The organism is Proteiniphilum sp. UBA5463, assembly GCF_002427225.1.
Lineage (GTDB): Bacteria > Bacteroidota > Bacteroidia > Bacteroidales > Dysgonomonadaceae > Proteiniphilum > Proteiniphilum propionicum.
Genome location: NZ_DIQL01000011.1, coordinates 44,918 through 66,528 on the forward strand (window position 1 = coordinate 44,918; position 21,611 = coordinate 66,528).

General features: G+C 43.5%; 16 protein-coding genes. 7 read left to right on the plus strand and 9 right to left on the minus strand.

What is annotated here, in order from left to right; translation table 11 throughout:
- The first annotated feature begins 58 nt into the window (after window positions 1-58).
- Window positions 59-646 carry a manganese efflux pump MntP family protein gene (locus B3B27_RS02390; protein ID WP_286845712.1) on the plus strand — a complete coding sequence of 196 codons (588 nt, stop codon included), beginning with the start codon at window positions 59-61 and terminating at the stop codon, window positions 644-646.
- Window positions 647-685: 39 nt separating this feature from the next.
- Here the strand turns inward: B3B27_RS02390 and B3B27_RS02395 are convergent, their stop codons facing one another.
- The 3 genes from B3B27_RS02395 to B3B27_RS02405 all read right to left on the minus strand — a co-directional run bounded on the left by B3B27_RS02395 (window position 686) and on the right by B3B27_RS02405 (window position 4,157).
- A complete protein-coding gene (locus tag B3B27_RS02395) occupies window positions 686-1,045 on the minus strand; it encodes a DUF488 domain-containing protein (protein WP_238867237.1) in 360 nt (119 codons plus the stop codon).
- Window positions 1,046-1,155: 110 nt separating this feature from the next.
- On the minus strand, window positions 1,156-3,303 hold the full coding sequence (locus tag B3B27_RS02400) for a S9 family peptidase (RefSeq protein ID WP_238867235.1): 2,148 nt from the start codon (window positions 3,301-3,303) through the stop codon (window positions 1,156-1,158).
- Window positions 3,304-3,329: 26 nt separating this feature from the next.
- Entirely contained in the window at window positions 3,330-4,157 is an 828-nt protein-coding gene (locus B3B27_RS02405; protein WP_238867234.1) for a DUF4349 domain-containing protein, read from the minus strand.
- A gap of 95 nt (window positions 4,158-4,252) precedes the next feature.
- Here B3B27_RS02405 and B3B27_RS02410 point away from each other — a divergent pair, with 95 nt between their 5' ends.
- Complete coding sequence (locus tag B3B27_RS02410; protein WP_238867232.1) at window positions 4,253-5,149, plus strand: cation diffusion facilitator family transporter; 897 nt, start codon at window positions 4,253-4,255, stop codon at window positions 5,147-5,149.
- Window positions 5,150-5,200: 51 nt separating this feature from the next.
- Here the strand turns inward: B3B27_RS02410 and speA are convergent, their stop codons facing one another.
- Window positions 5,201-7,099: a biosynthetic arginine decarboxylase gene (gene speA / locus B3B27_RS02415; RefSeq protein ID WP_238867230.1), complete on the minus strand. Its 1,899-nt coding sequence runs from the start codon at window positions 7,097-7,099 to the stop codon at window positions 5,201-5,203.
- Window positions 7,100-7,342: 243 nt separating this feature from the next.
- Between speA and B3B27_RS02420 the strand changes: the two genes are divergently transcribed.
- From B3B27_RS02420 to B3B27_RS02440, 5 genes are all read left to right on the plus strand, one after another.
- Entirely contained in the window at window positions 7,343-8,617 is a 1,275-nt protein-coding gene (locus B3B27_RS02420; RefSeq protein WP_286845711.1) for a serpin family protein, read from the plus strand.
- A 379-nt stretch (window positions 8,618-8,996) separates the two neighbouring features.
- Window positions 8,997-11,552 (plus strand): adenosylcobalamin-dependent ribonucleoside-diphosphate reductase, encoded by a 2,556-nt coding sequence (locus tag B3B27_RS02425; RefSeq protein WP_238867226.1) that lies wholly within the window; start codon window positions 8,997-8,999, stop codon window positions 11,550-11,552.
- A gap of 157 nt (window positions 11,553-11,709) precedes the next feature.
- On the plus strand, window positions 11,710-12,339 hold the full coding sequence (locus tag B3B27_RS02430; protein WP_238867224.1) for an IMPACT family protein: 630 nt from the start codon (window positions 11,710-11,712) through the stop codon (window positions 12,337-12,339).
- Window positions 12,340-12,452: 113 nt separating this feature from the next.
- Window positions 12,453-14,909, plus strand: coding sequence for a type I DNA topoisomerase (topA, locus tag B3B27_RS02435; RefSeq protein WP_238867222.1), 2,457 nt, complete (start codon window positions 12,453-12,455; stop codon window positions 14,907-14,909).
- A gap of 1 nt (window position 14,910) precedes the next feature.
- Window positions 14,911-15,408: a GNAT family N-acetyltransferase gene (locus B3B27_RS02440; RefSeq protein ID WP_238867220.1), complete on the plus strand. Its 498-nt coding sequence runs from the start codon at window positions 14,911-14,913 to the stop codon at window positions 15,406-15,408.
- A 61-nt stretch (window positions 15,409-15,469) separates the two neighbouring features.
- Here the strand turns inward: B3B27_RS02440 and B3B27_RS02445 are convergent, their stop codons facing one another.
- The 5 genes from B3B27_RS02445 to B3B27_RS02465 all read right to left on the minus strand — a co-directional run bounded on the left by B3B27_RS02445 (window position 15,470) and on the right by B3B27_RS02465 (window position 21,540).
- On the minus strand, window positions 15,470-16,039 hold the full coding sequence (locus tag B3B27_RS02445; protein WP_238867218.1) for a chromate transporter: 570 nt from the start codon (window positions 16,037-16,039) through the stop codon (window positions 15,470-15,472).
- A 1-nt stretch (window position 16,040) separates the two neighbouring features.
- On the minus strand, window positions 16,041-16,598 hold the full coding sequence (locus tag B3B27_RS02450; RefSeq protein WP_238867217.1) for a chromate transporter: 558 nt from the start codon (window positions 16,596-16,598) through the stop codon (window positions 16,041-16,043).
- Window positions 16,599-16,969: 371 nt separating this feature from the next.
- Entirely contained in the window at window positions 16,970-18,322 is a 1,353-nt protein-coding gene (locus tag B3B27_RS02455; protein ID WP_238867215.1) for a TrpB-like pyridoxal phosphate-dependent enzyme, read from the minus strand.
- 81 nt (window positions 18,323-18,403) lie between these two features.
- Window positions 18,404-20,707 carry an NADP-dependent malic enzyme gene (locus tag B3B27_RS02460; RefSeq protein WP_238867213.1) on the minus strand — a complete coding sequence of 768 codons (2,304 nt, stop codon included), beginning with the start codon at window positions 20,705-20,707 and terminating at the stop codon, window positions 18,404-18,406.
- Window positions 20,708-20,985: 278 nt separating this feature from the next.
- Entirely contained in the window at window positions 20,986-21,540 is a 555-nt protein-coding gene (locus B3B27_RS02465) for a hypothetical protein (RefSeq protein WP_238867211.1), read from the minus strand.
- Window positions 21,541-21,611 lie beyond the last annotated feature (71 nt).

Genomic DNA, 21,611 nt, shown 5'->3' on the forward strand with positions numbered 1-21,611 from the left:
AAAATATCGCGAATAATTCCGGCTAAAATGGTAACTTTGCACCTCTTTTAAGATATAAGTGGATTTACTTTCAATAATCATTATTGCCGTAGGACTGGCGATGGACTCTTTTGCTGTCTGCATTGGCAAGGGCATGTGTCGTAAACGTTTTTACGTCTGGAGATCACTCAAGATTGCCATCGTATTTGGTCTGTTCCAGGGTTTGATGCCTCTGGCGGGATATCTGCTGGGTATTGGGCTGTCGGCCTGGATAAAGCAGCTTGATCATTGGGTCGCATTCGGTATTTTAGTTCTTTTGGGATTTAAAATGATATACGAAGGTTTATTGCCTGAAGATGAACCAGACTGTATAGGCTGTGATTGCAGAGCAAATCTGTCCATCGATTGGAAGAGAGTATGTATACTGGCTGTTGCTACAAGTATTGATGCCATGGCAACAGGGTTAATCTTTGCCACTTATCCCGGAACAATACTCTCAGCAGTAGTTGCTATTGCATTGGTAACAATTCTTTTTTCCTTCACAGGTATCTTTCTTGGTGTTCGTCTTGGAAATAAATTCAGATTCAATTTCGAGATTTTAGGTGGAGTTATCCTTACAGTAATAGGATTGAAAATATTGCTGGAACATCTTTTTAATGGTGGTTGATTTTCTATTTCTTTTCTTCGCTTGACATCGAGTCTCTTTTCAGGATGATAAAACCTCTCTGCCGGATAATACCTCAATCAGAACCGCTGCCTGAGAATGATCCCCGTCCTTTGCAGCATAGAGCAATGTGACTTTTCCATGCTCCTTTTCCAGATCTTTTATCTGTTGCAGAAGCTCTCCCTTTTCGGTCAGCTCTTTCCTGTATAACCTGTCAAACTCGTTCCATTTGGCGGGATCGTGATGAAACCATTTCCGTAACTCTGTTGACGGAGCTATCTCTTTCATCCAGAGATCTACATGTACTTTTTCTTTCGATAAACCGCGTGGCCAGAGTCTGTCTATCAATATACGGTAGCCGTCGTCGCCCAATTGTTCATATATACGCTTAATTCCGATCATTGTTTATTCAGGATTATTCTTCCCTCCTTCTATGGTTGAAGGGTAAGTCATTATTCGTTTCCGGAAACTAACCGGTTCCCAGGTTATAACGAATAAGTTGTCCTGTAAGTTCAGATCTGCTTCGCTATTCCTGCGCGGTTCAGGATGAAGGCGAACTCGAAAGCGGTGTCTTTTATTCCTTCGTAACGTCCGGTGGCCCCTCCGTGTCCCGAGTCCATATTAATACGAAGCAGCAGGATATTATTGTCGGTTTTTAGCGACCGGAGTTTTGCCACGTACTTGGCGGGTTCGTGGAATAACACCTGTGAGTCGTTTATTCCACCTGTCACTAGAATGTTTGGATAATCTTGAGCCTTTATATTGTCATATGGCGAGTAGGAGAGGATATAGTTATAATACTCCTCCTCGTTGGGGTTACCCCACTCCTCGTATTCGCCGGTCGTTAGCGGCAGTGTGTCGTCGAGCATTGTGTTTATAACATCCACAAAGGGTACCTGTGCTACGATGGTATTATATAGGTCCGGGCGCATATTCGCAACTGCACCCATCAGCAGTCCGCCCGCACTTCCTCCCATGGCAGCCAGCTTGCAGGGGGAGGTATAACCCTCTTGCACCAGTTTCTCACTGCAGGCAATGAAATCGTTGAAAGTGTTCTTTTTCCTGAGCAACTTCCCATCCTCGTACCACTGTTCTCCAAGATCACTGCCACCCCGGATCTGGGCGATAGCGTACACGAATCCTCTATCTATCAGGCTATACATGCTTGCACTGAAATAAACATCAGAGCTGCTGCCGTAACTTCCGTATGAGTAGATAAGTGCAGGGCTGCTACCATCTTTCTTCAATCCCTTTTTATAAACAACTGCCATCGGGACCTTTACTCCATCCGGAGCGGTCGCCCAGAGGCGTTCTACTGAATAATCATCTGGATTGAACCCTGACGGTATCTCCTGTTCCTTCAGTTTCTCTGTTTTTCCCGTTTCAATATTGTACTCATAAAGCGTGGTGGGCCGGTTGAGAGATGTGTAGGAATAGCGGAAGGTAATGGCATCATACTCCGGATTTCCACTTAGCCATGCAGAATAGACTGGCTCAGGAAAAGCAATGGTCTTTACATTATTGCCCGAAACAGGTTTGACCTGTATCTCAGTAAGTCCGTTTTTGCGCAATTCCATCGACACATAGTCTTTCAGGATATCAATCCCTTCTATGCGAACATTTTTGTTATGTGGCACAAAAACTTTCCAGGCCGACCGCTCCTCGTATCCATTGAGCGGAAGTTCAAAAATCATCCCGTTCAGGTTTTCTTTATCCTTATAGCGCATAAAAAATTTCTCTTTATGAGGATAAATGCTGTATTCTACATCTTTTACACGGGGAAAGAAAATTTTGAATTCATCCATCGGACGATCGGCCCTAATGTATCGTTCTTCAGATGTAGTTGAGCTGGTACAGCCTATAAAAATATACTCTTTGGTTTTACTGCCTGAAACGTATGTACTGAATTTGTTGTCCGTCTCTTCATAGACAAGCGTACCTTCGGGAGAGTCGAGCATACGCCGATATATATAACAGGAACGTAATGTGTTGTCTATAGTGCTGTAAAATAGCGTTTCGTTGTCGTTTGCCCATGCTGCAGAGGTAGCTCCACTGACACTGAAACCCACCTCTTCGCCAGAGGCGAGATCTTTCACTTTCATCATGAACTCGGCATACGAACCTGTTTCATTGAAAAAATAGGCTGCTTTGCTGTTGTCGGGGCTGATGGAATACCCTGCAAAAATAAATGCCGGTTTACCTTCAGCCATCCTGTTCACATCAAAGATAATCTCTTCCGGTGCCTCCATTGTACCTTTGCGGCGACAATAGGTACGGTACTGTTTCCCTTTTTCCGTACGGCTGTAGTAGTAATAGCCATCGCTAAAAGAGGGATATGTTTCATCGTCCTCTTTTATGCGCCCTACAATTTCATTGTAGATGGTTTGCCTGAGAGTTTCCGTAGAAGCCATTAAGCTATCTGTATATGCATTCTCGGCTTTCAGATAATCTATCACCTTAGGATTTTTTTTGTCCTTCAGCCAATAGTAGTTGTCGATGCGTTGTTTTCCGAAATTTGTAAACGTAACGGAATTTATTTCTGCCACCGGGGGGGCAGGAAAATCGGATTGCTTTAAAATCTTCACTTCTTCTTTTTTAGGATTGCACGATAGAGATAATAATGCCATTGCGTAGACTGCAATTAAATTTTTTGATTTCATGATAAGTTCAATTAAGATTTTATATATTATTCCTTTTTCTTCTTCCTCTTCTCTTTTTTTATATAAACGGCTGATAACCAAAGAATAAAAGATAATAAGATAATAGCCCATAGATTAGTGATGCCTATCAGCACCCAGAGCAGGTTGCTCCATCCGTTTTTGAATGCGTTGCTTATTTTATCAAAAAAACTGAATTGTCTGTTTATGACGTAATAAGTAACCGTTAGTGTGCTGTAATCAACCTGTTTGGAAAGATAACGCATACTGCCTTCTGCAGATTCAATCTCAGTTTGAATTTTTCCTATTTGCTCTTCAATCTTCAGGATATCTTCCACTGTATTGGCGCGTTTCAACAGTTCCTGATAACGTGCTTCAATCTCTTTTTTTGTATTAATACGTGTGACCAGGTCATAATATTCCTGGGTAACGTCATGTACATCAAAACTTTTATAGTCAATTTTTAATGAGAAGGATTCGATTTTTTGCAACAGATTATCAAAATTTTCTGATGGAACGCGAATCGTGAGTGTATTCTCTGTCCTATTTTCATATCCTGACGTGGTTTCATTTGATATGTAACCTTTTAAATCAGTAACAGTTCTGTTTATATCGTTTTCTGTTTTGTTCATGTCCGAAGTGCGAAAACGAATTGTACCCGTTTTGGTAAGTTTTCGCTCCTGAATTTGAGTATCCCTATCTCCTGCTTCTGAAGTTACCGGAAGCGTGGCGGCTGGCATTATAGCCTCTTTATCTGTTTCGATCTCTTTATAAACATTGTTTTTTGAACCCCTATCACAAAAAGTCAGAGAAAGAAGCAGTAATATAAATATAAAAGACCTGATTGATCGTCTCATAACAATTTTTCATATAATAAAGAGCAAAAGTACACATTTCTTTTGAGAAAACTATATGAACAATCTTTTTCTCATAACGTTATAATCTGAACTTGATGATTGAAATGCATTCACACGAACAAAAACCTCGGCACGAAGATGTGAAGAACATCAAAGCGGCATTTTTCCTGAATCTCACTTTTACGTTTATCGAGCTTGCCGGAGGGCTGCTGACCAACAGCGTAGCGATACTTTCGGATGCCGTTCACGACCTGGGCGACAGCTTTTCGCTCGGCTTATCATGGTATTTTCAGAAAGTTGCGAAAAAACCGCGTACAAAGGAGTATACATATGGCTTCAAACGATTTTCGTTGTTGGGTGCAGTAATAAATTCGTTAGTACTGATAGTGGGAAGCGTGGTAATCCTTGCTCACGCCATTCCCCGTCTGTTCAACCCTCAGCAACCCGATGTGAAGGGTATGTTGCTGCTCGCAGTGTTGGGCGTGATTATCAACGGACTGGCGGTCATTCGCCTGAGAAAGGGAAGTTCTATTAATGAACGGGTAGTATCTCTGCATATGCTTGAAGATGTGCTGGGATGGATGGCTGTACTTATAGGAGCGGGTATAATGTATTTCATCGATGCTCCCTTTATCGATCCTCTGCTTTCCGTTGCCATATCTCTTTTCATCCTTTATAATGTGTACAGTAATATTCGTCGGAGTCTGCATATCATTCTGCAGGGAAGTCCCCTTGAATTGGATATGGAAGAGGTGAAGCAGTCGATCATGGATATCAATGAGGTTCAGAGCGTGCATGATATACATGCCTGGTCGGTAGATGGTGAATACAACGTCATGACTATCCATGTTGTACTTAAAGATGCCCTAACTATGGAAGAGCACCAACGTCTGAAACTACTTATCCGTAAAAGATTAATGTCTATGGGAATACAGCATTCTACAATAGAACTTGAATCGTATGACGAGGATTGTGCTTTGGAAGATTGCTGATAAATATTACACCTGTTTCGTAAACAGACATATCTGCTTACCTTGAACAGATTATTCCAAATAAGTATACCCGTACAATCCTGAGCGGTAGTTTGAGAGGAACTCCTTCCCTTCCTCCACTGAGATTTTTCCCTGTTTCACAGAACTCATCACCCATGTTTCTACAGTCCGCACAAGTTTTTTCGGGTTGTATTGAGCATACTCCAGCACTTCGGCTACCGACTCACCATCAATCACCTGGTCTATTTTGTAGCCTGTTTCACTGGTGGATACGTGCACTACATTGGTGTCGCCGAACAGGTTGTGCAGATCGCCCAATATCTCCTGATAAGCTCCTACTAGAAATACGCCGATATAATAAGATTCGTTCTTTTTTAGAGAGTGAACGGGGAGATATGATGAACGGAAGCCATCCTGAGAGGCAAAATTGGCAATTTTTCCATCCGAATCACATGTGATATCCTGTAGAGTGGCTGTTTTGTCGGGTCTTTCGTCTAATCGATGAATAGGAATTATGGGAAATACCTGGTCAATAGCCCATGAGTCGGGAAGCGACTGAAACAGAGAGAAGTTGCAGAAATATTTGTCTGGTAGCAGACTCGATAACTGGCGCAATTCTTCGGGTGCATGTTTAGAACGATTGCTGGTAATGTTGATCTCTCGAGCAATTGAAAAGTATAGCTGTTCAACTTGTGCCCTGGTCTTCAAATCGAGCATACCCAGGCTGAAAAGGTCGAGGGATTCTTCACGTATTTGCTGAGCATCATGCCAGGCTTCCAGCATGCGTGCCTGTGTAAGTGAATCCCATATGTTATAGAGCTCTTTTACCAGCTCGTGATCGTTATCCTCAATATCCATCTCCTCCGACCATTCGGGAAGTGTAGCGGTTTCCAGTACTTCAAAAATCAGCACCGAATGGTGTGCCGTGAGCGCTCGCCCCGATTCGGTAATAATATTTGGGTGGGGTATTCCATTCTTGTTGGCAGCATCCACGAAAGTGAAGATTGAGTCGTTTACATACTCCTGTATTGAATAGTTGATGCTGTTTTCGGTAAAAGAGGAGCGGGTTCCGTCATAATCAACCCCCAGGCCACCGCCGATATCTACGAACTCAATTTTAAAACCCATAGAATGCAGTTGCACGTAGAACTGGGCTGCTTCGCGAAGGGCTGTCTTGATGCGGCGTATCTTTGTGATCTGACTACCGATATGAAAGTGAATCAGCCTGAAACATTCGCTCAGGTTATTATCTCTGAGTACTTCCAAAGCTTCCAGCAGTTCACTGGAATTGAGCCCGAACTTGCTGCCGTCACCGCCCGACTCCTCCCACTTGCCGCTTCCGGAACTGGCCAGCTTCACACGTATGCCTATGTTTGGCTTTACTTTCAGCCGCTTAGCTATCTTGATGGTCAGGCCCAGCTCATTCAGCTTTTCCACCACTATAAACACTTTTTTACCCATCTTTTGTGCAAGTAGAGCCAGTTCTATATAACTTTCATCTTTATAGCCGTTACAGATAATAAAGGAGTTGCTTTCCGTGTTGATGGCAAGCACTGCATGGAGTTCCGGTTTTGAGCCTGCTTCCAGTCCTATGTGGAATCGCTTTCCGCTTGATACGATCTCTTCAACTACCTGGCGCATCTGGTTTACCTTGATGGGGTAGATAATATAGTGCTGGGCTTCGTATTCATACTCTTTTGAGGCAATGGCGAAACTGTTGGATATTTTTTCGATTCTGTTATCAAGTATCTCGGGAAAACGTATCAGTACAGGAGAGGAAACATCTCGAAGATAAAGTTCACGCATCAGATCGCTCAGATCAACGCTACTGCCCTCTTTTTTACGTGGTGTAACCTGAACATGCCCCTTTTCGTTTATGGAGAAATAACCATTTCCCCATCCGTTGATATTATACAACTCTTCCGAATCTTCAATTCGCCATTTTCTCATTCCAACAAACACTAATTAAAGGTGATACATTAAAACTGACAAATCAGCACACAAAAATAGTGATTAATTTTGTCATTTAATGTTGCAATGGTTAAAATGATATGGAAAACAAATTGTTTATGCAGATATATCAGGAAGTAAAGTATATTATAACTTTTTTTAATGATAAACATGCAACTTTTACTGCTTAAAAGCATCATATATATATGTAAAAGAACAGTTACTTTAAAAAATTATAATTCTATGCGATTTAAAACCTACCCCCTCCAACTTGCGTTTGTGACTGCTGTAAGTTTGCTTGCCTGCACATCATGCGATAAAAACAGTACTGTTTTAGATGGTGATAATTTGCCCAAGCCCATTAAAATTAATCTGCGCTTGACTGAACAGGAAATGTTAAAGTCAGATCACTCATTCGCATTTGAGTTTTTTGAAAAAGTGTTTGTTGAAGAGTCTGCTGATAAAGATAAAAACTTCATGGTGTCTCCACTGAGCCTTAGCATGGCGCTGGCTATGACATGGAACGGAGCTGATGGTGAAACCAAAGATGCCATTCAGAAAACATTGAAGTTATCGCAATTTAAAAACGATGAAGAAATAAACCAATATTACAAGAAGCTGAGGGACGCTTTGCTTAAGACCGATCCCTCTACAAAACTGGCTATCGCTAACTCTATCTGGACTAACCGGAACGTGCCCATAAAGCCTGAATTTATCAGTGCTAATAAAGATTATTTCAGCTCAACAGTTGAGTCTGCCGACTTTACCGATGTCAATACTGTTAATCGAATCAACCGGTGGGCTGCAGACAATACAAATAACCTTATTGATCATGTGTTGGATAAGACCAACCCGATGGATCTGATGTATTTATTGAATGCCATATATTTTAAAGGAATTTGGACTTCGAAATTCGATCCCAAGAATACATCTAAAAAACCGTTTACCTGCGAAAACGGCACTGTGAAGAGTGTGGAAATGATGCATCAGAAGTCGGATTTCAACTATACCGGCAATCAAACATTTCAAATGGTACAGCTTCCGTACGGAAATCAGGCATTCAGCATGTTGTTATTGTTGCCCAATGAGGGGAAAAAGATCACCGATATCACTGCCATTCTACAAAATAATGATGCGTGGAGCAGCCTGAAATCTGGATTGAGCAATACGCAAGTCGATATTTTTATGCCCAGGTTCAAAACGGAATACAGTAAACGTTTAAATGATGTACTTAAAAATATGGGTATGGAGATAGCTTTCAAGCCCGGCCAGGCAAATTTCTCCCGTATGTCTGATATAAGTGCCTTTATCTCTTTTGTAGATCAGTTTACATATATCAATACAGATGAGGTGGGGACAGAGGCTGCCGCTGTTACAGTGGTCGGGGTTGAATTAACTTCGTATCAACCGCCCAAAACGGTTACATTTAACGCCAACAGGCCATTTATCTATATAATACAGGAAAATTCAACCGGTTCAATTCTTTTCATGGGAGCAGTAAAGGGTTTTAATGAATAGGATTGTTCGGCGCTTTAAATATCTTTTACAAACATAAGATCACTCAATGGATATTATTCGTTGAGTGATCTTTTTAAATTTGTCCCTTTCCTGGAAATTATATATAGTGAATTATATCTATTTGAATTTCAATGAAGTTGTACCAAAAGGGAAACATTCTACACTTATTAAAATGTTAACGCGCACATAGACAAATATTTACGGAAAAAATAGGGAAACTTTATATTTTTATGATAAAATAATAAGGAAATATTTTGCATTCTTGGAAACTTTCCATAAACTTGTATTGCCAAACGGAATAATGTTTAGAAAATTATCTTTTCGGAACAGGAAAGTTATTGATATTTTAAAAATCGTTTCAGTTATTTAATTAATAAAGATGAAAAAGGAGACATACACTTTCAACGAAGCATTTAAAGCTTCGATGGACTATTTCAGAGGCGACGAACTTGCTGCCAAGGTGTGGGTTAGCAAGTACGCCCTCAAGGACAGCCAGGGGAAAATATACGAAAAAACACCTGAGGATATGCACTGGCGGATGGTAAAAGAAATTAGCCGCATAGAAAAAAAATATGCCAATCCATTGAGTGAGAATGAACTGTTCGCCCTTTTCGATCGCTTCAGATATATTATTCCCCAGGGGAGCCCCATGACGGGAATTGGAAACGATTACCAGGTGGCCTCGCTATCGAACTGTTTTGTAATTGGTATGGAAGGATGTGCCGACTCTTACGGGGCAATAATTCGTATCGATGAAGAGCAGGTTCAGCTAATGAAGCGCCGTGGCGGTGTTGGGCATGATTTGTCACATATTAGGCCAAAAGGTTCGCCTGTGAAGAATTCTGCACTCACATCCACAGGACTGGTGCCTTTCATGGAGCGTTACTCCAACTCAACACGAGAGGTGGCACAGGATGGTAGGCGCGGCGCCCTTATGCTCAGCGTATCTATCAAGCATCCCGACTCCGAGGATTTTATTGATGCTAAGCTGGAGCAGGGAAAAGTTACCGGAGCCAATATCTCGGTGAAGATAGATGATGAGTTTATGAAAGCTGCCTCAGAAGGGAAACCCTATGTGCAGCAGTTCCCAATCGACTCACAAGAGCCAAAATATAAAAAAACTATTGATCCGCAAGAGCTGTGGAAAAAGATCGTGCACAACGCATGGCGGTCGGCCGAACCGGGTGTTCTCTTCTGGGATACCATTATCCGTGAGTCGGTGGCCGACTGTTATGCCGATCTTGGCTTCAGAACTGTCTCTACCAATCCATGCGGTGAGATCCCGTTGTGTCCATACGACAGCTGCCGGCTATTGGCTATCAACCTATACTCCTATGTTGTAAATCCGTTTAAAAAAGATGCCTATTTCGATTTTGGCCTCTTCGAAAAACATGTGCGGTTGGCACAACGTATTATGGACGATATTGTGGACCTGGAGTCTGAGAAGATCGACCTGATACTGGAGAAAATAGATGCTGACCCCGAGTCGGAAGAGGTAAAATATTCGGAGCGCAACCTGTGGAAAAAGATTCAGCGCAAAACAATGCAGGGGCGCCGTACCGGCGTGGGTATTACTGCCGAGGGTGATATGCTGGCAGCATTAGGTATTCGCTATGGAACGGATGAAGGGAACGACTTCTCGGAAAAAGTTCACCGCGTTGTGGCTCTCAATGCTTATGCCTCGTCTGTAGAGATGGCAAAAGAGCGTGGCGCTTTTGAAATTTACGATGCCGAAAGAGAAAAAAACAACCCTTTTATCAATCGTCTGAAAGAGGCCGATCCTGATCTTTATGAAGATATGGTGAAATATGGCAGGCGCAATATTGCACTTCTAACCATTGCCCCTACCGGAACCACAAGCCTTATGTCGCAGACTACATCGGGCATTGAGCCGGTCTTCCTGCCTGTATACACGCGCCGCCGCAAAGTAAACCCTAACGATAAGGATGTAAAAATCGATTTCGTGGACGAAAATGGTGACTCTTGGGAAGAATATACGGTCTTTCACCACAAATTCGTTGCCTGGATGGAGGCCAATGGTTATCCCACTACCAAGCGCTACAGAAAAGAGGAGATTGATGAGCTGGTAGCCAAATCACCCTATTACAAAGCAACATCAAACGATGTGGATTGGCTGCAGAAGGTGAGGATGCAGGGACGCGTGCAAAAGTGGGTAGACCACTCCATCAGCGTAACTATCAACCTGCCGAATGATGTATCGGAAGAGCTTGTTGGAGAGCTTTATATGGAGGCTTGGAAGAGCGGATGTAAAGGATGTACGGTTTATCGTGAAGGGTCGCGGGCGGGCGTGCTTATCTCTAACGGTGATGACGAAAGTAAAGAGGAAAAAGAAGAAAAAGAGGATGGTTGCTACGAACTGCCGCAGATTGTTACTTCACGACCCATAGAGCTTGAAGCCGATGTGATAAAGTTTCAGAACAACAAGGAGAAATGGATCGCCTTTATCGGGTTGTTAAATGGAAGGCCTTACGAGATCTTTACTGGTATCAACGATGAAGACGACGGTATCATGGTGCCCAAGAACGTCACGTCCGGGAAGATCATCAAAGCATACGATAATGATGGTCGTAAACATTATGATTTTCAGTTCCAAAACCGTCGAGGTTATAAGGTAACTATTGAAGGGCTGGACGGAAAGTTTAATCCTGAATACTGGAACTATGCGAAGTTGATCTCGGGTGTGCTACGATACGGGATGCCCATCGACCAGGTGATAAAACTGGTGTCGGGACTCGAGCTTGACAGCGAAACCATCAACACTTGGAAGAATGGTGTGGAGCGGGCGTTGAAGAGATATCTCCCCAACGAAACCGAAGTTAAAGGGCAAAAATGCCCCGTTTGTGGACAGGAAACGCTGGTTTATGAAGAGGGGTGTCTGAAATGCAGGAACTGCGGCGCATCCAAATGCGGGTAATAGATGGTACCAGTGACTGATTTACACCTGAACAGTCACATAGGAAGCACACTTATCAGTAATAATAGAACAGCGATGCCTGAAAAGTATCGCTGTCTGTTTTCAGTTAACTGGTATGCTGATGGGTATATTCAAGCACTTTTACTATTTTTGCAGTATGAATGATACGTATAAAACTGTTGACCGGCCTGCAGAAGGGTATGTTACCGAGAAGAAGAGCAAGTTTATCTCTTATATTTTTCCGGTAAAGAGTGCTGAAGAAGTGAAAGAGATCCTGGAAGAACAGCGCAAGAAATACTATGATGCCCGCCACATTTGTTGGGCATATATGCTGGGATGGCAACGGGAAGAGTTTCGTGCAAACGACGACGGAGAGCCATCGGGTACAGCAGGTAAGCCTATTCTGGGTCAGATCAACTCTGCTGGACTCACCGATGTGTTGGTTGTAGTTGTTCGTTATTTCGGGGGTACTTTACTTGGAACTGGTGGACTGATAAAGGCATATAAAGAGGCGGCAGCCGATGCCATCGCCAATGCCGGGATCACAGAGAAGACGGTGGATGACATTATTGATATAGTGTTTGATTATCCGCTGATGAACGAGGTTATGCGTGTGTTAAAACAATTTGACTCGCTTCAATGGACGCATGATTTCAGAGAAAGTTGCCGTATGCGACTACAGATACGCCGTTCGCTTGCTTCGCAACTTACCGGGATGCTGGAATCAATCCACGGTGTATCCTTTGACAATCCACAAAAAAATCTTAATAAAGAAGGAATTTCTTAAAAATGTGTTGTTCCTTACACAAAATTACTACTTTTGCACCCTAAAAGGAGTAGTATTCCACTTGATTGGAAGTAGAATATTTTCAATAAATTAAAGAAGAAAGACAATTTTGAATGGAAAAAAACCTGGTTATCGTTGAGTCGCCTGCAAAAGCAAAGACAATTGAGAAATTTCTAGGAAAGGATTTTCACGTTATGTCGAGCTACGGACATATCCGTGATTTGAAGAAAAAAGATTTCAGCATAGATATAGAGAATGGTTTCAAACCTATATATGAGATCCCCTCAGATAAGAAAAAGGTTGTTAACGAACTTAAAGCGGCAGCAAAAAAAGTCGATACTGTGTGGCTCGCATCTGATGAAGACCGTGAGGGAGAGGCAATCTCGTGGCACCTGTTCGATGCCCTGGAGCTCAAAGAGGAGAACACTAGGCGCATAGTCTTTCACGAAATAACCAAAGATGCTATTCAGGAAGCAATTAAAAATCCCCGTGCTATAGATCAGAATCTCGTAGATGCGCAGCAAGCACGCAGGGTGCTCGACCGTATTGTTGGCTTTGAGCTGTCGCCGGTGCTTTGGAGGAAGATAAAACCTGCTCTGTCGGCCGGGCGAGTTCAGTCGGTCGCCGTGCGCCTGATCGTTGAAAGGGAGCGGGAGATACAAAATTTCCAGTCTGAAGCAGCTTATCGTATAATTGCACATTTTACAAAAGAAGAGAATGGTCATCAGTATGAAATAAAAGCTGAATACAACAGAAGGCTTAAAACCAAGGAAGAGGCTTTGGCTCTGCTGGAGAAACTCAAATCTTCACATTTCACTGTTGAAGATGTTACCACCCGGCCTGTAAAGAAATCGCCCGCACCCCCGTTTACCACCTCTACTCTGCAACAGGAGGCATCCCGAAAGCTGGGGTTCTCGGTGGGACAGACCATGATGGTGGCGCAGCGGCTCTATGAGTCGGGGAAAATTACCTATATGCGTACCGACTCGGTACATTTATCGGGACTGGCCATCGGTACTGCAAAAACGGAGATCTCCACTCAGTATGGTGAAGAATATCTGAAGAGCCGTCAGTATGCAACTCAGTCGAAAGGAGCACAGGAGGCTCACGAAGCCATTAGACCTACCTATATCAGCCAGCACGAGATAGATGGTACCGCTCAGGAGAAAAGGCTCTATGAACTGATCTGGAAGCGTACAATAGCTTCGCAGATGGCTGACGCTCAACTGGAACGTACTACTGCCAATATTATCATATCAAATACCGAAGGCAAATTTGTTGCAAGCGGCGAGGTGATCAGATTTGATGGTTTTCTGCACGTTTATCTAGAGGGTACCGATGAGGAAAATGGAGAAAACGATGAGGCTATACTGCCTCCAATGAAAAAGGGCGAGCTGCTTGCCATGCAGGAGACCATTGCAACGGAGCGTTTTACACAGCGCCCCCCACGCTATACCGAGGCGGCGCTTGTAAGAAAGATGGAAGAGCTGGGTATCGGCCGTCCCTCTACCTATGCACCCACAATCTCTACTATTATCAACCGCGAGTATGTTGAAAAAAGAAACGTGGATGGAGAGGAGAGGATCTATAATATTCTTACTCTCAAAAAAGGGACTATTAAAGATACCGACAAAAAGGAGATTGCCGGTGCCGATAAGAACAAACTGGTGCCTACTGACATAGGTATGGTTGTAAATGATTTCCTTGTGGAGTATTTTCCTTCAATTATCGATTATAACTTTACTGCTAAGGTAGAGAAAAATTTCGACCAGATTGCGGAGGGGAAGGAACAATGGAACAAATCGATAGCCGATTTTTATAAAGTGTTTCACCCGATAGTGGAGGAAACATCCAAGATGCGTACCGAGCACAAGGCAGGTGAACGGGTACTGGGTACGGATCCCAAGACGGGACGCCAAGTTTCGGTGAAGATAGGGCGTTACGGTGCCATGGCGCAGATTGGTACGCCCGACGAAGAGGAAAAACCGCTCTTTGCCTCTTTGCAGAAGTCACAATCTATTGAGACTATCACTCTTGAAGAAACGCTAAAGCTTTTTGAACTGCCCAGGAAACTCGGTGAATTCAGGAACAAAGAGGTGATTGTGGGTGTAGGACGATTCGGTCCCTATATCCGCCACAACAACAAGTTCGTTTCATTGCCTAAAGGAGCTGATCCTTTGGAGATCCAACTTGACGAGGCAATTGAACTGATTGAGGAGAAGGAGAAAAAAGATCTGGAAAAGATTATCAGTACTTTTGAGGAAGAACCCGAACTGCAGGTGTTGAACGGACGTTACGGGCCCTATATAGCCTATAAAAAGAAGAACTACAAGATACCGAAAAAACTTAAACCGGAAGAGTTGACACTGGAGGATTGCAGACAGATAATTGCCGATACCGATAAGGGTAAAGAGGCAAAAACGGGAAAAACAGGTGGAAAGACAGCTGGGAAAGCAGCATCAAAAACGTCTGGAAAGAGAACTGCTAAAACAGATGAGGGAAAAAAGACAACAACCCGGGGGTCTTCCGGAAAAGCGTCTTCCGGAAAAACTACGGTGAAAAAACAGTGACATGATCACACGCATCAGTCCTTCGACCCATGCAGACCTTCCGATAGTGATGGAGATGTATGCTGTTGCCCGTGAATTTATGCGTAGCAGTGGTAATGCTTCACAATGGGATTCGGGATACCCCTCAGAGCTGTATATTCGTGAAGAGATTGATGCGGGCCACAGTTTTGTGTGTGAAAACGAAACGGGTGGGCTTGTCGGCACCTTTTGCTTTATCATAGGGGACGATTCCACTTACGCAAATATTTACGAGGGGAAGTGGCTCAATAACGATCGTTACGGGACGGTACACAGAATAGCATCGGCCGGGAAGGAAAAAGGGGTAGCAGAAGCCTGTTTTCGATGGTGCTTTAAACAATGCCGCAATATCAGGGTGGATACACACCGCGACAACCGTGTTATGCAGCATATACTTTCGAAGCTGGATTTCACTTTTTGCGGCATCATATATGTTTTAGATGGGACAGAACGGCTGGCTTATCAGAAAACTGAATCTTAAACCAGCAAAGGGTAGAGCAATAGCTGGTTACAATATTATTTATGCTAAAGCCCTTCAGTGTTTATACCTGCATAGGGTAGAGCAATAGTCCGGCAACACCTGATAGCACTATCAGCAATATGGGATCTACTTTTTTTATGGAAGCCACAAGAACCACACTAAAGATTATCCAGCTTTTATAATCAATAAAATTATTGCCGTTCATCAACATCAGGGCAGCAGAAGCAATAAGTCCTATGATAGCCGGTTTCAGTACTGAAAGAGCGGCCCTCATCCAGGGGTTCTCCTTGAGACGTGAGAAGAATGCGCAAACAACGGTCATGATTACCAGAGAGGGTATGCTTACGGCAAGAGTGCAAATGGCGGAGCCTAAAACACCGTAACCGGCTGCAAATCCCATATCCGTGACCGTAGTGTATCCGATGTAAGTGGCTGAGTTGAACGCGATGGGTCCGGGAGTGGTCTGCGAGATAGCCACAATATCGGTGAAGTCATTTACCGATATCCACTGATGCACATCCACAACTTCACGCTGTATGAGCGGTAGCATGGCATATCCACCACCGAAACCGAAAAGTCCGATTTTGAAAAACGATGCAAATAGAGCCAAATAGAGATCAAGGAGTTCCATCTTATTTTTTCATTATCTGTTTCACATGAATAAAATGGAAAATCCCCAGTATGATAGCTGTAAGAATGATATAGACAGGGGAGATTTTTAGTAGCCAAACCGATAGTGCTACAACCAAAGGGATCCAGATGTTTTTAAAATTCACTCCGGCCGACTTGCCCAGTCCAAGTAGCGGTGACACGATAAGTGCCACCACAGCGGGTCGTATACCTCTAAAAATACGTTCAACCACGTGGTTTTCCCTGAACCGGGTAAATACCATTGCGATAAGCAGGATTACTATAAACGAGGGTAAGATAACCCCAGCTCCGGAAAAGATGCTTCCTTTGAATCCAGACCGTTTATTACCTACAAAAAGCGCCGTGTTCAATGCAATGGGGCCAGGCATGGACTGGGCAATGGCAAGCATATCCATAAATTCGCTGTCATCAAGCCACAGTTTTTTATTTACCACCTCGTTTCTTATAAGTGGTATCATTGCATATCCGCCCCCAAACGTAAAAGCTCCGATCTTAAAAAAAACCAGAAAAAGTTCCCAATACTGTTTTAATACTCTCATTTGAAGACTATATATAAAGCAAAAGCAGACTGCAATAAGATGTAATCTGTTGCTAATCTGCTTTTTATAAGAAGCCGCACCGGTGGAATAAGACGAAACTCCTTATGACAGGATTTGAGTGTCCCGGTATCTTTGTAATCCGCTGTCCGCCCGAAGACGAATCCCGAAGGCTGCGGCCCGCCATCGATACCAAAAACGAGTCTCGGTTTATAAAATGTAATTGATGAGTTTCCCAATCGACCAATGCGGCAATAACTCATTCATTTTATATACCCAAAGATAGATTGTCTAAACTTAATATCCAAATATTTTGTGACATTTTTTTCCCCTTTAACCACCTTTTCATGCTAAATAGTTATTAACCAGTAAAACTAATTTTTTGCTAAAAACCTGTTAATATCTTCATCAGTTACTTCGTGATTTGCCAGATCTCCGGCAAGAAATTGATCGTAGGCGCTCATATCTATCAGGCCGTGTCCGGATAAATTGAACAGAATCACTCTTTTTTTGCCCTCCTCTTTTGCCTGCTGCGCTTCCCTTATGGCTGCGGCAATGGCGTGGGTAGATTCCGGAGCCGGAATAATACCTTCGGTACGGGCAAAAAGCACTCCTGCTTCAAATGTATCAAGCTGTTTGATATCCACTGCTTCCACCATTCCGTCTTTCAGCAGCTGGCTTACGATGCTGCCGGCGCCATGATAGCGCAGGCCGCCGGCGTGAATATTTGCCGGGGCAAACTTATGTCCCAGTGTATACATAGGGATAAGTGGAGTGTAACCGGTTTCATCGCCGAAGTCGTACTGAAACTGCCCCCTTGTAAGCTTTGGGCATGATGCAGGTTCGGCAGCAACGAAGCGGGTATTTGCTTTTCCTGCCATGTTGTGACGCAAAAAGGGAAAGGATATTCCAGAGAAGTTTGAGCCGCCACCGAAACAACCGATAACCACATCGGGATACTCTTCAGCCATGGCCATCTGCTTTTCGGCTTCCAGACCAATAATAGTCTGATGAAGAGCTACATGATTCAGTACACTCCCTAGCGTGTATTTGCACTTCTGTGTCTGCATAGCCAGCTCTATTGCTTCTGATATGGCTGTACCCAAGCTACCCTGGTAGTTGGGATTTTCGGTTATGATCTTCCGCCCTGCTTTGGTTGACATGCTGGGCGAAGCGATTACCTGTGCCCCCCAGGTCTGCATCAGTGAACGCCGGTAAGGCTTTTGTTCATAGCTTATCTTTACCATATATACAGCCAGCTCCAACCCGAACGTCCTGGCGGCGAATGCCAGCGCTGTACCCCATTGCCCTGCACCTGTTTCGGTGGTAATGTTTGTTATTCCTTCAATCTTATTATAGTATGCCTGCGGCAACGCCGAGTTGAGTTTGTGTGAACCGACAGGGCTCACGCTTTCGTTTTTGAAGTAGATATGCGCCGGTGTGTCTAATGCTTTTTCCAGTTCGGTAGCCCTTACCAGCGGAGTAGGGCGGTAGATCTTGTATTTATCCCTCACCTCTTCAGGAATATCTATCCAGGCATCTGTCTGGTTCATCTCCTGACGTGACAGCTCCTCGGAGAAGAGAGGATAAAGGTCCTCTGCTTTTAAAGGCGCTTTTGTCTGTGGATTGATCATTGGCTTAGGTTTGTTTTTCATTTCGGCAGTTATGTTGTACCACTGTGTGGGAATATCTGCCTCCGGGAGCATGAATTTTTTTCTCTTTTCCATCGTTATATTTTGTTTAGTTTGATATTGTTGTTTTAAAACAGTTTTACTTATGTCAAAAGTGAGGAGGTGAATAACCTCGATTTATTCAATTCTTGTTAGATTATTTAAACGGATATTCTCTTCCACTATTGCATCTATAACTGCTACCGCCACCATGTTCACTATATCTCGCACTGATGTGTCAACGTCCAGTATATGTACAGGTTTGTTCAGTCCCATCTGTATCGGGCCTATCAGATCATCCATACCAATCTCTTTCAAAAGTTTATAAGCTGAGTTGGCAGAACTTAAATTGGGAAATATCAGGGTGTTTACCTCTTTGTCTTTCAGCTTGGTGAATGGATATTTTTTATCTCGCAGCTTCTTGTTAAACGCGTAATTCACCTGCATCTCTCCATCCACAATCATTTCGGGGTACCTATCGTGCAGAGTTTCAACCACCTTATGAACACTTGCGGGGCTCCCTATGGTGTCTGCCCCGAAATTTGAATAAGATACCATAGCAATCACCGGGTTATGAGCGAAAAATTTAACTGTGGAATTTGCCAGCCTGGTTATATCTATAAGGGCCTCTGTATCGGGATGCCGGTTGAAAAGTGTGTCGGCAAGAAAAAATACACCCTTTTTGGTGTTTACAATATGCATGGCGCCGATATGCTTCAGTCCGTCACGAATTCCAATCACCTCTTTTGCGATATCCGTAGTGTTCAGGTATTTGCTGAATACACCTGTAATCATGGCGTCAGCATCGCCTGTTTCCACCATCATCATGCCGAAATAGTTCCGTTCGAACATCTTCTCTGTAGCCTCGTCCAGAGTCATCCCCTGACGCCTTCTCTTCTCTGTAAGGATTTCCGCATAGCGTAACCTGCGCTCTTCCTCCCTGTCGTGACGCAGGTTCACTATCTCAATTCCCTCCAGGCTGATCAGATTTTCGCGTGCTACGCTCGCTATCTTTTCTTCGTTACCCAGCAGTATGGGTTTGCAGATACCTTCGGCATAAGCTGTTTCTGCCGCCCTGAGCATATTCAGGTGGTTTGACTCCGAGAAGACCACCCGCTTGGGATTCTGCCGTGCCATATCATAGAGGCGACGGAGCATTTTGTTATCTAGCCCCATCAGTTCACGCAGCTTATGATCATATTCTTCCCAGTCGGTTATGGGCTTACGTGCAACACCCGATGCAATGGCAGCTTTTGCCACTGCCGGTGCCACTGTTGTCAATAACCGCGGATCGAGTGGTTTTGGAATAATGTAATCTCTTCCGAAGCGAAGCTGTTTTGTGCTGTAAGCAGCATTTACCACGTCTGGAACCGCTTTTTTTGTTAGTTCCGCCAATGCATATACCGTGGCTATCTTCATCTCCTCGTTGATGCATTTAGCCTGCACATCCAATGCTCCTCTGAAGATATATGGAAAACCAAGTACATTGTTTATCTGATTGGGGTAATCAGAACGACCCGTAGCGAAGATGATATCTTTTCTCGATGACATGGCCAGATCGTAGGAAATCTCGGGGCTAGGGTTTGCCAGTGCGAAAACGATTGGATCGTGATTCATGGACTGCAACATTTCCGGTGTAAGTACATCAGCCACGGAGAGACCCAAAAATACATCTGCATCTTTTACGGCTTCCTCCAGTGTATTGATGTTTCTGGTTGTGGCAAAAGGTTTTTTACGGTCGTTCAAATCGGTTCTTGAGGTATTTATAACCCCTTTTGAATCAAGCATCACAATATTTTCCGGTTTGGCCCCCAACGACATGTATAGCTTCGTGCATGAGTTTGCAGCAGCGCCGGCACCATTTACAACAATATTTATATCTTCAATCTTCTTGCCATTCAACTCCAGCGCGTTAAGCAGTCCACAGGCTGAAATAATTGCTGTCCCATGCTGGTCGTCGTGCATTATAGGGATATCCAGTTCGTTCTTCAGCCGTTCTTCAATCTCGAAGCATTCCGGTGCTTTAATATCCTCCAGGTTGATACCACCGAATGTGGGAGAGATGGCTTTCACCACCTGTATGAATTTTTCAGGATCTTTTTCATTCACCTCTATATCGAATACATCTATTCCCGCGAATATTTTAAAAAGTAATCCTTTGCCCTCCATTACCGGTTTACCTGCCATTGCCCCGATATTACCCAATCCCAGTACAGCAGTACCGTTAGAGATCACTGCTACCAGGTTCCCTTTCGATGTGTAATCGTAGACCTTCTGTTCGTTTTTCTCTATTTCAAGGCATGGTTCTGCAACACCTGGGGAATAGGCTAGAGAGAGATCGCGTTGTGAGCTATGGGGTTTTGTAGGAACGACTTCAATTTTTCCGGGACGCCCCTGCGAATGATAGGCAAGTGCGTCGTCGCGTAGTTTATTATTTGCCATTTTGATAATAATTGTGTGGTAAAAATGAGAATAGATGCAAAATTATAAAAATAATGTGACAGATTATAATATATATTCAACTACCTTATCAATTTTCGTCGAACAGATTCGAACATCATACTGTAAACAATACAATTACCCGCCACTCAATAGTAAAATCCATGAGAGCGTTAATAGTTATAATCCGGCTTAACTATTACCTTAAGTCCGTTAAATGAGAAATCTTTTAAGAAAACAGGAGAAAAGAGTGTGTTTTTTCCCTTATGTTTGCTTTTTTGTCAGTCGATGATCTGGTATGATTCTACCACTATATGATAGAGCGATAGCCACTCTTTCCCTTCATTGGCTTTGCGCTCAGCTATGCGGGCACGGAAACTGTCAATCCTCTCCATCTCGGAACTGCCGGCGGTAACCCCCTCTGCAGCCTGTTCGGTAGCACATCCTGCCTCGCCCTCACCGTGACTCACCTTTGTCTTTTCAAGGATCTCTTTTTCCAGTTCCTTCACATATGCTTCATCTATGCGTTCTTCCACCAGCTTCCCTCTCACCATAACTTGTTTATCTATACTTTCGGGATTGAATTTGCCCAGAGAACTTCCCGATTCGGCACGTAGTGTCTGCTGCTTGTCCGATCCCTGCAGAAAAAGCTTCATGCCGCTTTTGGCACATACGTGTGTGCAAAGGCCTTCTACAACAACGTCTTGGCCTACCAGCGATTCTGCATTCTTCAGCAGATCGTCTACGTTCATTACTCTGTTGCCCGTACAGTTTGTATACAGGAATAAAATAGTTGTCAGTGCAATGAAGAGATTAAAATGTTTGTTTAGTTTCATACTGTTGCCTGTTTTTTTTAAAGAATTGTGATCTTACGTTTCCGATATCTGATCGGGAATAAATGATTATT

Bases quoted from the DNA above. Each gene is read 5' to 3' on its own strand.
- B3B27_RS02420 (WP_286845711.1), top strand. From the start codon at position 7,343: ATGCGATTTAAAACCTACCCCCTCCAACTTGCGTTTGTGACTGCTGTA.
- B3B27_RS02395 (WP_238867237.1), bottom strand. From the start codon at position 1,045: ATGATCGGAATTAAGCGTATATATGAACAATTGGGCGACGACGGCTAC.
- B3B27_RS02455 (WP_238867215.1), bottom strand. From the start codon at position 18,322: ATGGAAAAGAGAAAAAAATTCATGCTCCCGGAGGCAGATATTCCCACA.
- B3B27_RS02445 (WP_238867218.1), bottom strand. From the start codon at position 16,039: ATGGAACTCCTTGATCTCTATTTGGCTCTATTTGCATCGTTTTTCAAA.
- B3B27_RS02405 (WP_238867234.1), bottom strand. From the start codon at position 4,157: ATGAGACGATCAATCAGGTCTTTTATATTTATATTACTGCTTCTTTCT.
- B3B27_RS02410 (WP_238867232.1), top strand. From the start codon at position 4,253: ATGATTGAAATGCATTCACACGAACAAAAACCTCGGCACGAAGATGTG.
- B3B27_RS02425 (WP_238867226.1), top strand. From the start codon at position 8,997: ATGAAAAAGGAGACATACACTTTCAACGAAGCATTTAAAGCTTCGATG.
- speA (WP_238867230.1), bottom strand. From the start codon at position 7,099: ATGAGAAAATGGCGAATTGAAGATTCGGAAGAGTTGTATAATATCAAC.
- B3B27_RS02460 (WP_238867213.1), bottom strand. From the start codon at position 20,707: ATGGCAAATAATAAACTACGCGACGACGCACTTGCCTATCATTCGCAG.
- B3B27_RS02430 (WP_238867224.1), top strand. From the start codon at position 11,710: ATGAATGATACGTATAAAACTGTTGACCGGCCTGCAGAAGGGTATGTT.
- B3B27_RS02440 (WP_238867220.1), top strand. From the start codon at position 14,911: ATGATCACACGCATCAGTCCTTCGACCCATGCAGACCTTCCGATAGTG.
- B3B27_RS02400 (WP_238867235.1), bottom strand. From the start codon at position 3,303: ATGAAATCAAAAAATTTAATTGCAGTCTACGCAATGGCATTATTATCT.
- topA (WP_238867222.1), top strand. From the start codon at position 12,453: ATGGAAAAAAACCTGGTTATCGTTGAGTCGCCTGCAAAAGCAAAGACA.
- B3B27_RS02465 (WP_238867211.1), bottom strand. From the start codon at position 21,540: ATGAAACTAAACAAACATTTTAATCTCTTCATTGCACTGACAACTATT.
- B3B27_RS02450 (WP_238867217.1), bottom strand. From the start codon at position 16,598: ATGAGAGTATTAAAACAGTATTGGGAACTTTTTCTGGTTTTTTTTAAG.